At 67.1% G+C, this 13,284-nt stretch carries 10 protein-coding genes; 7 read left to right on the forward strand and 3 right to left on the reverse strand.

Annotated elements, in window-relative coordinates; translation table 11 throughout:
* Positions 1-14 precede the first annotated feature (14 nt).
* Genes EAX62_RS08195 through EAX62_RS08205 form a run of 3 tightly spaced genes read right to left on the reverse strand, consistent with a single transcriptional unit; the run spans position 15 to position 2,421 of the window.
* On the reverse strand, positions 15-938 hold the full coding sequence (locus tag EAX62_RS08195; RefSeq protein ID WP_233557870.1) for a COX15/CtaA family protein: 924 nt from the start codon (positions 936-938) through the stop codon (positions 15-17).
* Positions 926-1,675, reverse strand: coding sequence for an ABC transporter permease (locus EAX62_RS08200; protein WP_121901204.1), 750 nt, complete (start codon positions 1,673-1,675; stop codon positions 926-928). Before EAX62_RS08200 ends, EAX62_RS08195 begins: the two co-directional genes overlap by 13 nt.
* The gene (locus EAX62_RS08205) at positions 1,672-2,421 is read right to left on the reverse strand and encodes an ABC transporter ATP-binding protein (protein WP_121901205.1); all 750 of its coding nucleotides are present in this window, start codon (positions 2,419-2,421) and stop codon (positions 1,672-1,674) included. Before EAX62_RS08205 ends, EAX62_RS08200 begins: the two co-directional genes overlap by 4 nt.
* 133 nt (positions 2,422-2,554) lie before the next feature.
* Between EAX62_RS08205 and EAX62_RS08210 the strand changes: the two genes are divergently transcribed.
* Genes EAX62_RS08210 through EAX62_RS08240 form a run of 7 tightly spaced genes read left to right on the forward strand, consistent with a single transcriptional unit; the run spans position 2,555 to position 13,171 of the window.
* Positions 2,555-3,574: a LacI family DNA-binding transcriptional regulator gene (locus tag EAX62_RS08210; RefSeq protein WP_121901206.1), complete on the forward strand. Its 1,020-nt coding sequence runs from the start codon at positions 2,555-2,557 to the stop codon at positions 3,572-3,574.
* Positions 3,571-4,848 (forward strand): sugar ABC transporter substrate-binding protein, encoded by a 1,278-nt coding sequence (locus tag EAX62_RS08215; protein ID WP_121901207.1) that lies wholly within the window; start codon positions 3,571-3,573, stop codon positions 4,846-4,848. Before EAX62_RS08210 ends, EAX62_RS08215 begins: the two co-directional genes overlap by 4 nt.
* Before the next feature lie 6 nt (positions 4,849-4,854).
* Positions 4,855-5,781, forward strand: a complete 927-nt coding sequence (locus EAX62_RS08220; RefSeq protein WP_121901208.1) for a carbohydrate ABC transporter permease — start codon at positions 4,855-4,857, stop codon at positions 5,779-5,781.
* Positions 5,781-6,602, forward strand: coding sequence for a carbohydrate ABC transporter permease (locus EAX62_RS08225; protein ID WP_121901209.1), 822 nt, complete (start codon positions 5,781-5,783; stop codon positions 6,600-6,602). Before EAX62_RS08220 ends, EAX62_RS08225 begins: the two co-directional genes overlap by 1 nt.
* Positions 6,603-6,636: 34 nt before the next feature.
* Positions 6,637-8,175 (forward strand): glucoamylase family protein, encoded by a 1,539-nt coding sequence (locus tag EAX62_RS08230; RefSeq protein ID WP_121901210.1) that lies wholly within the window; start codon positions 6,637-6,639, stop codon positions 8,173-8,175.
* 2 nt (positions 8,176-8,177) lie between these two features.
* Positions 8,178-10,025, forward strand: a complete 1,848-nt coding sequence (locus EAX62_RS08235) for a glycoside hydrolase family 3 protein (protein ID WP_121901211.1) — start codon at positions 8,178-8,180, stop codon at positions 10,023-10,025.
* Positions 10,026-10,033: 8 nt separating this feature from the next.
* On the forward strand, positions 10,034-13,171 hold the full coding sequence (locus tag EAX62_RS08240) for a GH36-type glycosyl hydrolase domain-containing protein (RefSeq protein WP_158600591.1): 3,138 nt from the start codon (positions 10,034-10,036) through the stop codon (positions 13,169-13,171).
* Positions 13,172-13,284 lie beyond the last annotated feature (113 nt).

Here is a 13,284-nt window from a genome sequence, read left to right on the forward strand (position 1 = left end):
GGGCCCGCCGAAGCTCAGGGCTGGGTGCCTCGGGACGTGGATGAGAACAGGAGTCGGGCGGCGGCCAGCGCCACCAGGGTGAGGCCAATGAGGTGCAGGATCACCACGCCGACGGGCAGGCCCGTGAAGTACTGGATGTAGCCGATGACGCCCTGGAGAATGACCGTGCCCAGAAGCATTGTCGCGGCACGGGTGGCGCGGCGATGGCCCGCCCGGCGCAGTACGACGAGGGACGCGACGGACGTGATTGTGAGCAGCCACGCGGAGGCCGAGTGCACGCGCGCCACGATCAGGATGTTCAGGCCGTTGCGGGGAGAGTCGAGATCGCCGGCATGCGGCCCGGCCCCGGTGACGATGGTGCCGATCCAGATGGCCACCATGGCGATGGCGAACGTCAGGATCACCAGTGCGCGGGTGCGGGTCGACACCTGATCTGCTGGCACGCCACGGGCGATCGTCAGTGCCCAGGTGGACAGCACTATGAGCGCCACCGACAGCAGCAGGTGCAGCGCAACCAGCCACGGGTTGAGGTCCAGCCGTACGACGATTCCGCCGATGACGCCCTGGAACGGGATGCCCAGACCAATGCCCAACGTGAGCCACCACAGCTTGCTGAACGCGCGACGGTTGCGCCACGCGGAGACGAATGCCGCCAGCGCCACGATGATGAGGACGAACGTGATGAGGCGGTTGCCGAATTCGATGATCCCCTGAATGCCCGCTTCCGGGTGCGGGGTGTAGGAGCCCTCGAAGCACTCCGGCCACGTGGGGCAGCCCAGCCCTGATCCCGTGAGGCGCACGACGGCACCGGTCACGATGATGAGCATGTTGGCCACCAGGGATGCGACGAACCAGCGTCGCATCGCCTGCTCGCCGTCCACCAGTCGCAGCGGGGTCCATCCAGCCCGGTGAACAGGGTTGTGTGTCATGACGTCCATCGGAACACCTTTCGTGCCACCACCAGTGTGCCTGCACACCACACGGCCAGAACGACCAGCGTCATGGCGGTGCCGTTGCGGAGGGCCTCCCCCAGAGCGGCTGTGGGGAGGAGTGAAATGATCGGCCTGGCCCAGGCCGGATGGCTGGCAACGGGCAGCAGGATCCCGCCGCCCACCAGGCCGATGAGGTAGACGAGATTGGCCACTGCGAGCGTGATCTCCGGTCGGGCCGTTCCTGCGAGGCAGAGCGCCAGGCCCGCGAACGCGCCGGCTGCGAGCAGACAGGCGACCACGGCGATCACCAGCGCCACGGGGTCCAGACCGGGGCGCCATCCGAGCACAAGGGCGACGCCCAGCAGGACGACGAGCTGTACGCCCGTGACCAACGCGATGGCCGTGGCCTTCCCCAGCAGGATGCCCGACTTTCCGAGGGGGGTGGCCGCCAGCCGCTCCAGCACGTTGTAGCGGCGTTCGAAGCCGGTGGAGATGGCCAGCGACGTGAAGCAGGAGGACCAGATGGCCAGCGCCAGAACCGACGGCGCCAGCGTGGGGAAGTCCAGACCGAATCTGGACCCCAGGAACCGGCCGGCCACGAGGATACCGATGGGAATCACCAGGGCCAGGAGCGCCTGCTCACCGTTGCGCAGGATGAGGCTGGCCTCGGTGGTGGCGTGTGCCCACACCTGGCGGGAACGGGGTGCCGCACCGGCGGCGGGAGTGAAGTCGAGGGCCGTCATGCGTCCGCCTCCGCGGGTGAGGTGTGGGCCAGGAACACCGATTCGAGGTCCCCGTTGCGCGTCAGTTCTTTCACGGTCCCCTGCAGGGTGATGCGGCCCCTGTCGATGATGTGCACGTCGTCTGCCAGGTTTTCCGCCTCGTGCATGTCGTGCGTCGTGAGCAGCACGGCGACGCCTGCGTCCCTCACCCGCCCCACGAGGTCCCAGACGGAACGCTTCATGCGGACGTCAAGGCCCGCGGTCGGTTCGTCGAGAAAGACCACGTCCGGGCGTCCTATGAGTGCCCCCGCAAGGTTGACGAGTTGCTGCTGCCCTCCGGACAGGCGGCGATAGGGCGTGCTGGCGAAGGCGTGAATGCCCAGTGCGGTCATCAATGAGTCGGTGGGCAGGGGATCGGCGTAGAGCTTCGACAGGTAGGTCAACAGTTGGCGGGGTGCGATCTGCGACCACGCGCCGGTCTGCTGGGGCATGAGGCCCACACGTGGCAACACCTGCGCGGAGCCGGGCGCGTGCCCGAACAACGCCAGGGTTCCAGCATCCGGCTCGACGAGGCCCGTGCAACAACGAATGAAGGTGGTCTTGCCAGCCCCATTGGGCCCCAGGAGGGACGTCACCCGACCCGGGTGCACCTCCAGGGACATGCCGTCCAGTGCGGTGCGTGAACCGAACGCGACACGCAAGTCCCGGGCGGAAACGACGGATGGTGGCGGCACGTCGCCAGAGTACCGCCAGCCGTGATGGAGCATCCATTCGGGAGGCGGTCATCGTGCTCCGACACATCAATTTCAGGGAAAGGGCTGCACCTGATCCATCCGTGCCATACATTCAATGCAAGCGCTTGCACAGATCGATGACGATCAGAGTCGAAGGGGGACCTGCATGACGAGGAACATCTACGCGGTGGCCGAGATGGCGGGCGTGTCCACGTCCACCGTTTCCCGCGCGCTGCGTGGAGATCCCCGCATCCGGCAGAGCACCCGTGAACGCGTCGAACTGGCGGCCGCGACGCTGCACTACGTCCCGCAGGCGGCGGCGCAGAAGCTCGCGGGGGGTTCAGTCCGAGCGCTCGGAGTGGTCCTCCCCCGCATCGGCGGCACCTACTATGCACAGTTGGCCGTGGGGTTCGAGACCCGGGCCAGCGAACTCGACACCTCGGTTCTGCTCCTGTTGGCCAACCCTGATACTGACCAGCGCGCGGCCGTGCAGAGACTCATGGGCCAGGTCGATGGCGTGGCGTTCATGGCCATGAGCGCCGCCACCGACGAACTCGTCAGCCGCATGGCCGCCCGGATGCCCGTGGTCACAGTCGCCCGCACGAAACTGCCCGGCGTTCCCGCCATCTATGCCGAGTCCAGGGCATCCGCAGAAGAACTGACCACCCACCTGATCAGCCTGGGGCGGACCCGTCTGGTCTTCGTCGGGCAGGTGGATCCCGGCTCCGACATCGAAGCCCGGTATGAGGGGTTCTGCGCGGCGCTGTGCCGTGCGGAGCTGCCAATACCACCGGCGCTGGGCGTAGCCATGGATGAGTACACCGGTCGGGGGCTGGCCCGCGACATGGTGGCCGGGGGGCTCGAATACGACGCCCTCGTCTGCGGCAACGACGAGATCGCGGTGGCGCTGGTCCACGAGATGCAGGAACTCGGGATCGACGTGCCCCGTCAGATCAGCGTCGTCGGCTGGGACGACATCCGGGCATCCCGGTACCTGCGACCCGGTCTCACCACCGTGAGCCAGCCCGTTGCGCAACTGGGCGCCATGGCCGCTGAGCAGCTCCACCGCCTCATGGCGGGGGAGCGGGCTGACGAGAGCGTCGTCCTGCCCACCACGATCGTGCACCGTCAGTCCTGTGGCTGCGGCGTGCTCCAACCATTCACCACTCAACGAGGAGAGTCATGAAGAATCGGATGAGGACTGCTGCGGCGCTCACCGCGCTGCTCGCACTCGTCGGCATGTCCGCATGCGGACGTGACGCCGGCGGCGACACCACCAATGCACCCAGCCAGCAGGCCGTCGACACCGGCAAGGCCACCGGCACGCTGACCATGTGGGCCATGGGTACTGAGGGCGACAAATTGCCGGACCTGGTCAAGAAGTTTGAGGCCGACAACCCTGACGTCAAGGTGGAGGTCACCGCCATCCCCTGGAATTCTGCGCATGACAAGTTCACCGCTGCCATCGCCGCCGGCACCACACCGGACCTCGCGATGATCGGTACCACGTGGATGGGTGAGTTCGTCGGTCTCAAGGCCCTCGATCCGACCCCCGAGATGATTGATCCGTCGAAGTTCTTCGAGGGGGCCCAGGCGACCACCGTGGTGCAGGACACCTCCTACGGCGTGCCCTGGTACGTGGAGACGCGGCTCGTCTTCTACCGCACCGACATTGCCAAGAAGGCCGGCATCACGGAAGCTCCCACCACGTGGGAGGGTCTGCACGACATGGCCAAGGCCATGCAGGACAAGGGCGGCTCCAAGTGGGGCATCAGCCTGCAGCCCGGTCAGACCGGATCCTGGCAGACGGTGGTCCCGTTCATGTGGTCCAACGGTGGCGAGATCGTGAACAAGGACATGACCGCGTTCACCTTCGACGACCCGAAGAACGTCGAGGCACTGAAGTACTACCAGTCCTTCTTCACCGACGGCATCGCCAACAAGGCACCCGCACAGGGCACCACCGAGGCGGACTTCGCCTCGGGCGCCGCGCCCATGTTCATCTCCGGTCCCTGGATGATGGCGTCGGTGGAGACCGCCGGTGGAGCGGGGTTTGCCGACAAGTACGACGTTGCCCTCATGCCCAAGAAGGAAATCAGCGCATCGTTCGTGGGTGGTTCCAACCTGGGCGTCTTCAAGAGCACCGAGAACCGGGATGCCGCGTGGAAGCTCGTCGACTTCCTGACCACTGACACCACCCAGGTGGAATGGTTCGGGATGTCCACGGACCTGCCATCCGTTCAGTCCGCCTGGGACGACGAATCCCTGAAGAGTGACGCGAAACTGGCCAAGTTCGGGACACAGCTCAAGACCGCCTTCGCCCCGCCTCCTGTGCAGACCTGGGAACAGGTGTCGGCCAGCTTCGACGCGCAGGTGGAGAAGGTCACCAAGACCGGCACCGATCCTGGCGAAGCACTGAAGACGGTGCAGCAGGAAGCCACATCGATTGGCATGGGCTGAGCCATCATGTCCGCCCCAGCCATCACGGAGCGCAGTCCTCGCTCACGTCCCGGGCATCGCCGGAACGGGAGCGAGGCGCGGGCCGGAATCCTCTTGGCCGCACCCTTCCTCCTCCTGTTCGCCGTCTTCACGCTCTGGCCGGTCATCCAGTCAATGTTCATGAGTTTCACCGACACCAGGGTCAGCGACATCCGGTCGCCCTTCTCGGTGAACTTCGTGGCATTCGACAACTACATCAAGGCGTTGTCGGATCCCGTGTTTCGTAGGGCGGCCCTCAACACAGGGGTCTTCGTCGTGGTGGGGGTCCCACTCACCATCGCGGCGGGTCTGGCGGCCGCCCTGGCGCTGGACAAGGGCATCACCCGCTTCCGTGGGGTCTACCGTGTGGGCTTCTACACGCCCGTCATCACCAGCATCGTCGCCGTCGCGGTGGTGTGGAGATTTCTCCTCCAGCCCGACAGCGGACTGGTGAACACCGTCCTGGGCTACGTCGGCATCACTGGCCCCAACTGGCTCGGTGACACCCGGACGTCACTGCTGTCGCTCATCGCGATGGCGACATGGAGAAACTTCGGCACGGGCATGATCATCTTTTTGGCCGGTCTGCAGTCCGTGCCCTGGAACTTGCACGAAGCCGCGTCCCTGGACGGGGCCTCGAGCTGGCAGCGCTTCTGGAACATCACCCTCCCCCTGCTGCGCCCCACCATGCTGTTCGTGCTGGTGACCACCACCATCGGCTACTTGCAGTTCTTTGAGGAGCCGTTCGTCATGACCCAGGGTGGCCCGCTCAACAGCACCATCTCTGCATCCATGTACACCTACCAACAGTTCGGCTTCGGCAACTACGGCGTCGCCGGCGCCATGGCCTACCTGACGTTCGTCGTGATCGTCGTCGTGACAATCATCCAGTTCCGACTGACGAGGGAGAAGTGATGGCCCGCACCCAATCCCGCTGGTGGCTCTACCTCGTCCTCAGCGTGCTGCTCCTGCTCGTCATGACGCCATTCATCTGGATGGTGTTGGGCAGCCTCAAGACCCAGGGCGAACTGCTCAGGGTCCCTCCCACGTGGCTTCCTGAGAGCCCCACTCTTGACAACTTCATGCGACTCTTCCAACGATTGCCCTTCGGGCAGTTCTTCCGAACCTCCGTGATCGTTGCGGTGGTCGTGACGGTAGGGAACCTACTGTTCTGCTCGATGCTGGGCTATGCCTTGGCACACCTGAACTTTCCGGGTAAGAGGATCGTCTTCGGGGCGGTGTTGGGGACTCTCATGATCCCCGGACTGGTGACGTTCATTCCCCAGTTCGTGCTCGTGGTCAACATGGGGCTGGCCAACACCATCCCGGCCCTGTTCCTGCCCTTCCTTGCGGCGCCGTTCGGCGTGTTCCTGATGCGGCAGTTCTTCCTGGGGACCCCTCGCGACCTGCTGGAGGCAGGACGTCTCGACGGCGCCAGCGAAATTGGCATCTTCTTCCGCATCTTCCTCCCGCTGGCCACCCCGGCCATGGCGACGCTGGGCATCCTCACCTTCCTCGGCTCCTGGAACAACTTCCTGTGGCCGCTGGTGGTCTCCAGTTCCGAGAAGACCTACACGCTGCCCGTGGCGCTGGCCCTGGTCTCCACCGGCCAGAACCAGACCGACTACGGGCTCCTGCTGGCCGGCGCCTGTGTCGTCGTCCTCCCCATCGTGCTCGTCTTCCTGTTCTTCCAGCGCTACTTCATCGAAGGCGTTGCCAGCACGGGCATCAAGTAATCCCCCCACTCTTGAGACACCAAGGAGTTTCACCATGGACATCTCTCTCTCACGCCGCGCCCTGCTGGGCGCCACCGCCGGCGCCGGCGTCGTCACGGCGCTCTCGGCGATCCCCGCCGACGCACACGGCAAGCACCCCTCGTGGCCCAAGCACGACAAGCAGCTCTACACGTGGGCCAGGGACACCTGGATCTCACTGGAAGCGATGGCTGACGAGAAGTCCGGGCTCGTGGCCGACAACATCGACGGCAAGCTCACCACGCGCAGCGGCTACACCTCTCCCACCAACATCGGCGGCTACCTGTGGAGCTGCATCGTGGCGCGGGACCTGGGCATCATTTCGGTCAAGAAGTCCGTCACCCTCATCCGTCGTACCCTCACCTCGCTGGCGAGGATGGAGAAGCACGAACCCAGTGGCATGTTCTACAACTGGTACGACGAGGCGACGGGTGCGGTGCTCCACACGTGGCCGACCGACGGCAGCCCCGTGTACCCCTTCGTCTCGAGCGTCGACATGGGATGGCTGGGGGCCGCCCTGCATCTGGTGGGGAACGCTGATCCGTTCAACTGTCGCGCTGCTCGCAAACTGTTCGACGACATGCGGTGGGACATGTTCTACGACAAGTCGTTTGGTCCAGTCGTGGGGGATGGCCACACCGGCGGTATTTGGGGTGGCTTCTGGACCGAGGACCCCGCGCCATCAATGGTCGTGCCTCTGCTGCCTTCGGCCATCGGGAAGGGGCCGGACGTCTGGTACACCCCCAACCACTACGACACAACGATTTCCGAGGCCCGGATGGTCACCTATCTCGGGATCTTCCGCCGGCAACTCCCCGACAAGGTGTACTTCAGCACCTACCGCACCTTCCCGCCCGACTTCGACTGGCAGGAGATGCCGCCTGTCGGCGACTGGAGCACGCAGCTGGGTGCCCGGTTCTACGAGGGGGCCTACACCTACCGCGGATTCCAGGTGGTGCCCGGCTGGGGCGGATCCATGTTCGAGGAACTCATGCCCGACCTGTTCGTTCCCGAGGCGAAGTGGGCGCCCAAGAGTTGGGGGAGGAACCACCCGTTGCACGTGCGCGCCCAGCGTGAACACGGCCTCGACGACGCCAAGTACGGCTACTGGGGATTCTCCCCGTGTTCCGACCCCGCCGGCGGATACCGGGAGTACGGCGTCGACGCACTGGGGATGAACCCGGCGGGCTACTTCTCCGACCAGGAGAAGACGGACTACCACTGGAACAAGCCGCCCACCGCGTACGGGGACGGCGTCGTCACCCCGCATGCCGCGTTCCTGGCCATGGCCTACGAACCGAAGAACGCCACGACCAACCTGAAGAAACTGCAGAAGAACTTCGACTCCTATGGCAAGGGCGGTTTCTACGACGCCGTGGCCGTGCGCAGCGGCACGGTGGCCAAGCGCCACCTGTCGCTGGACCAGTCGATGATCATGGGTGCCCTCGGCAACGTCATGCTGTGGGGGCGCCTGCGCACGTACTTCGCCACGAGGCAGGTGGAACGCGCCCTGCGGCCCGTCATCGGTCTCGAGGAGTTCAACGTGGGCGGCTGACCGTGTCGAGAATCGAGCCCATCACCCGTGACGGTGTGACCTTTCGCGACCTCAACGGCAATGGCCGTCTCGATCCCTTCGAGGATCCGCGACTGACGCCGGAGGAGCGGGCGGTCGATCTCGCGCAGCGCATGGATGTCGACGAACTCGTGGGGCTCATGTTCCACACCGTGATCGAGGCCGGACCGGACGGGGAACTCCTCGCCGGTCCCGGCCGGATCGCCAAGTCAGGCACCCGCGACGTCGTGCTGGGCAAGCGGCTCACCCATTTCAACGTCCATGCACTGCAGGGCGCCCGCTCGGCCGCACACTGGTCGAACCTGCTGCAGGAGCTGGCGTGTGAGGCGCCGCACGCCGTCCCCGTGACAATCTCCACTGATCCCCGCCATTCCGTCGCGCAGAATGCCGGCACCAGTTGGGCGTCGACGTTCCTCTCCCAGTGGCCGGACCCCATGGGCATCGCCGCGTTGCGGGATGTCGAGGTGGTGCGCCGGTTCTTCGACGTGGTTCGCAGGGAGTATGTGGCCGTGGGCATCCGCGCGGCCCTGCACCCCACCGCCGATGTGGCGACGGAGCCGCGTTGGGCCAGGCAGAGGGAGACGCTCGGTGCCGACCCCGGCTTCGTGTCGCAGTGCATGGAGGTGGCCGTCGCGACTCTGCAGGGCAGTCGATTGGCGCCAGGCTCGGTCAGTGCCACGACGAAACACTTCCCCGGCGCCGGGCCGCAGGCGGACGGGGAGGACGCGCACTTCCCCTACGGTCGCGACCAGGTGTACCCCGGCGGCCGCTTCCACGATCACCTCAGACCCTTCGAGGCTGCCATCCGCGCCGGCACGGCCGCGATCATGCCGTACTACGGCCGACCCGTCGGGCTGGTCCTGGACGGGGAACCGGTGGAGGAGGTGGGGTTCGCCTACAACCGACGACTCCTGACCGGGCTCCTGCGCGGCACCCTGGGCTACGACGGCGTGATCCTGTCCGACTGGGAACTGGTCAACGACAACCAGGTGGGGGACCAGGTTCTCCCAGCCAGGGCCTGGGGGGTCGAGCATCTCAGCCCCGAGAACCGCATGCTCACACTGCTGGAGGCCGGCGTCGACCAGTTCGGCGGTGAGGAATGCACCGACCTGTTGCGTGGCCTCGTGGACCGGGGGTTGGTGACGCGCGACCGTCTGGAAGAATCCGCGCGTCGCCTCCTGAGGGTGAAGTTCGCCCTCGGCCTGTTCGATGACCCGTTCGTCGACGAGGGTGCCGCGGAAGAACGTGTCGGCCGGCGCGACGACGTGGAGGAGGGGTGGCGCACGCAGGCACGATCGGTGGTGCTGTGCACCAACGACGGTGTCCTGCCCGTCGCCACGGAAGCTGGGACCCGCGTCTATCTGGAGGGGTGCGCGGCACAGTCCCTGCCGCCCGGCATGGTGGCGGTGCTGCGACCCGAGGACGCGGACGTGGCCCTCGTACGGTTGGCGGCGCCGTACGAGCCGCGTGATGACCTGTTCCTGGAGGTGCAATTCCACCAGGGCAGCCTGGACTTCCCGCCGGGGCTGGAGCATCGACTGGCGCGGCTGACGACGTGCTGCCCGCTGGTGATCGATGTGGCGGCCGACCGCCCTGCCGTCTGCACGCCGCTCCTGCGGGTGGCCTCCGCCCTGACCGTCTCCTTTGGGGTGACGGACTCCGCCTGGCTGGCAGCAGTCACGGGGGAGGTGCCGCCGGAGGGCCGGCTGCCCGTGGAGTTTCCCTCCTCGATGGACGCCGTCCGTGCATCCCGCGAGGACGTCGCGGGGGACACCAGCGCCCCTCTTTTCCGGGCGGGCCACGGGCTCGCACTCCCGACGTCCCAGAAATGAGCAGGACAGTGACCACGACAGAGGAAACCCCGGCCCCACCCATCCGCGCCCGGTTCAGCACCGCGGGCGCGCTCGAGAGGCTGGACGCCGGAGACCTCAGTCTCCTGCAGTACCCGGGAAGTGAGCTTGAGTCGGGCGGGCACCAGGTGTGGCTCCGTCGCCGCAGCGAAAAAGTCGGGCACACAGCCCTAGGACTCCTCGGCCCGGCCAGCGGAGCCACCGTGTCGGTGACGCACGAGGGCGTCGTCGCTCGGGGCAGCCTCGGCGACGTCGAGTGGTGCCTGGGGTGGCAGCAACCCGCGGACGGTCTCTTCGGATGGGGACTGCAGGTCACCAACACGGGGGAGACCGTCGTCGAACTGGATGCCGTGTGCACGCTGGATGCCGCTCTGACCCCCTGGGATGCGCTGCGCCGCAACGAGTTCTACGTCTCGCAGTACCTCGACGTGAGTGCACTGGGGAGTGGCGGTGGCACCATGCTCGCCGTCCGGCAGAACATGCCGGGTGATGTCACGCCGTGGCTGGCGCTCACCTGCACCCGTCCCGTGGCGGGATGGTGCACCGACGCGCTTCAGCTTGCCTCCGCCGACAAGACGGGGCTCGACCTCACCGCCGACCTGCCGTCCGAGCGCCTCCAGCACGAGCACACGCTGGCGGGCCTCCAGTGCGAAGAGATCAGCCTGGCGCCCGGCGAGAGCGACACCGTCGGCTTCCGGGTTGTGGTGGAGGCTGACCATCCGACCGCATCCTCCGACGGCGACGTCGAGCTGGTGCGCGCCCGGCTGGCAGCCGCCACATGGCCCGTGGCCCCCGCCGCCCTCCCGGAGGGGACCGCAGTGGTGAGCACCCTGTTTGGCCCCGTCTCATGGCTGCATGGCGAGGATCTGGCGGCCGATGAGTTCCTGACGGTGACGGGGGCTCCGGCGAACCATGTCGAGACCGGCCCCGACGGCCGGCCCTGGGCGTATCGGGCAGGCGACGCGCATGTCGTGGCGGGAAGCAAGGAGCGTGCCGTAGTGCGTCCCCACGGTCACATTCTGGCCGCAGGGGAGGGACCCGGCCCGCACGACACCGCCTCGGCCGTCACGGTGTGGATGAACGGCACCGTCGCCTCCCAGCTCACGCGGGGTCACGCTGACGCGGCACCGCTCCTCAGTGTCCGGCGCAGCTACCTGGGCATCACGCACGCGGAGGGGGTGCGCGTTTTCGTGGACACCGGCGACGGGTGGCGGCTGCTCGGCATCCCGAGCGCCTGGGCCGCCACCGCCGACAGCGCCTCCTGGTGGTGGCGCTCCGGCGGGCACACCGTTGTCGTGCGCACCACGCTCACTACGGGAGAACTTCGCGTGGACGCCCACGTCAAGGGTGGCGCGCTTCCGCTGCTGCTGGCGGCCAACACCGGGGACTCGGGCCATGACGAGGGTGGGCTGCTCTTCTCGGACGGTCGTGCGTCCGCGGGGGGCTGGCTGACACGACGCAGCGATGACGGCCCCGTATGCCTGCGGGTGCCACTTCTCCCGGGGGAGTGCCCGGAGACGGATCGCACCCTGGTGGAGAGCATTCCGCGACTGGAGGGTCCGCCTGCGTCCGACGCCCTGGCGGAGTTCCTCCCGTGGCTGGCGCAGGACGCAGTGATCCACTACCAGGTGCCCCGTGGGCTGGAGCAGTTCACAGGAGGCGCCTGGGGGACCCGGGACGTGTGCCAGGGGCCGGTGGGGCTGCTGGTGGCTGCCGGCCGCGCGGATCTTGTCCGTGAGGTGCTGACGGTGGTGTTCGCCGCCCAGCAGGACGACGGGGACTGGCCCCAGTGGTTCGAATACCTGCCGGAGCGTCGCGCACCCGGTCACCGGGAGAGCCACGGTGACGTCGTCTACTGGCCATTGCTGGCGCTGGGGGACTACATCAGCATGTCCGGGGACACCTCCATCCTCGACGAGCGTGCGGGATGGGTGGGGGAGCAGGACCTGATGCCGGGCACCCCGATCCGTGAGCATGTACGGGCCGCCCTTGACCACATCAGCACCCACCGGGCACACGATGCACGGCTGCCGGCGTACGGTCACGGCGACTGGAACGACTCCCTCCAGCCCGCCGACCCCCAGGTGGCCCGCTGGATGTGCTCCACGTGGACGGCGGAGCTCGAGATCAAGGTGTTCTCCACGCTCGCCGAAGCCCTGCAGGCGGAGGATCGGGGGCTCGCCGGGCAGCTCCGCACCATGGCCGGCGATACGCAGGCGGCACTGCGGGAGCATCTGCTCGTGGACGGAGAACTCGCCGGCTACGCCATCATGGACGAGGGCGGGGTGGAGTTGCTGGTGCACCCTCGGGATATTCGCACGGGCCTGACCCACGGCTCGCTCCAGATGATCCACGCCATCGCGGACGAACTGCTGACGCCCGAGGAGGCTCGGGCTCACGTCGCCGTCATCAACGACCACCTCGACGGCCCCACGGGCATCTACCTGTTCGACACCCCCGTTGCCTACCATGGCGGGGAGACGCATGTGTTCCTGCGCGCGGAGGCTGCCACGTTCTGGGGACGGGAGATCGGCCTCATGTACACCCACGCCCATCTTCGGTGGGTGGAGGCGCTGCTGCGTCTCGGTGAGGCGGACCGCGCCTGGCGGGCGCTCCAGTTGGTGGTGCCCACTGGGCTGGGTGCGGCCGTACCCGGCGCAACAGCCCGGCAGTCCAACTGCTACTACTCATCGGTGGACGCCGTGTTCACGGATCGTGTGGATGCCGAGGCGCGCTCATCGCGCATGTTCGACCCGAAGTTCGGGTTCGAGGGCGGCTGGCGCGTCTACTCGTCGGGTCCGGGATTGGTGCTCCGACTCGTCTCCGAGGGCTTCCTGGGGCTGCGGTGGCGGGCGGGCGACGTGGTCGTCGACCCGGTGTTGCCGCACTCCCTCCACGGTCTGGTCGCCACCCTCGTCCTGGGCGGTACCCGGGTGCGCGTCCGCTACCGCGTGGCTGGTTCCGGCACCCGCGTTCGCTCGGTGCGGATCAATGGTGTTGAGGTGCCGACCGTGGGGGAGCCGGCCCGGTATCGCGCCGGAGGTGCACGCATAGCGGCATCGGACTGGCAGGACGCTCTGTCCGTTGTTGACCACCGGGAGGTCCGGATGGATGTTGAGCTTGGGTGACGATGCGTGACGCGCCGGGAGGAAATCAGCGGTGGGCGAACGCACCCGAAGTAAGGGTTGCCTCGCTTGAAACCCACCGATCAATAGGAAACACTGGCGTAGTCAAATGATTC

This window comes from Tessaracoccus antarcticus (genome assembly GCF_003688855.1).
GTDB lineage: Bacteria > Actinomycetota > Actinomycetes > Propionibacteriales > Propionibacteriaceae > Arachnia > Arachnia antarctica.

Coding starts and splice junctions, on each gene's coding strand:
- EAX62_RS08225 (WP_121901209.1), top strand. CDS start 5,781: ATGGCCCGCACCCAATCCCGCTGGTGGCTCTACCTCGTCCTCAGCGTG.
- EAX62_RS08230 (WP_121901210.1), top strand. CDS start 6,637: ATGGACATCTCTCTCTCACGCCGCGCCCTGCTGGGCGCCACCGCCGGC.
- EAX62_RS08215 (WP_121901207.1), top strand. CDS start 3,571: ATGAAGAATCGGATGAGGACTGCTGCGGCGCTCACCGCGCTGCTCGCA.
- EAX62_RS08220 (WP_121901208.1), top strand. CDS start 4,855: ATGTCCGCCCCAGCCATCACGGAGCGCAGTCCTCGCTCACGTCCCGGG.
- EAX62_RS08195 (WP_233557870.1), bottom strand. CDS start 938: ATGGACGTCATGACACACAACCCTGTTCACCGGGCTGGATGGACCCCG.
- EAX62_RS08200 (WP_121901204.1), bottom strand. CDS start 1,675: ATGACGGCCCTCGACTTCACTCCCGCCGCCGGTGCGGCACCCCGTTCC.
- EAX62_RS08205 (WP_121901205.1), bottom strand. CDS start 2,421: ATGCTCCATCACGGCTGGCGGTACTCTGGCGACGTGCCGCCACCATCC.
- EAX62_RS08210 (WP_121901206.1), top strand. CDS start 2,555: ATGACGAGGAACATCTACGCGGTGGCCGAGATGGCGGGCGTGTCCACG.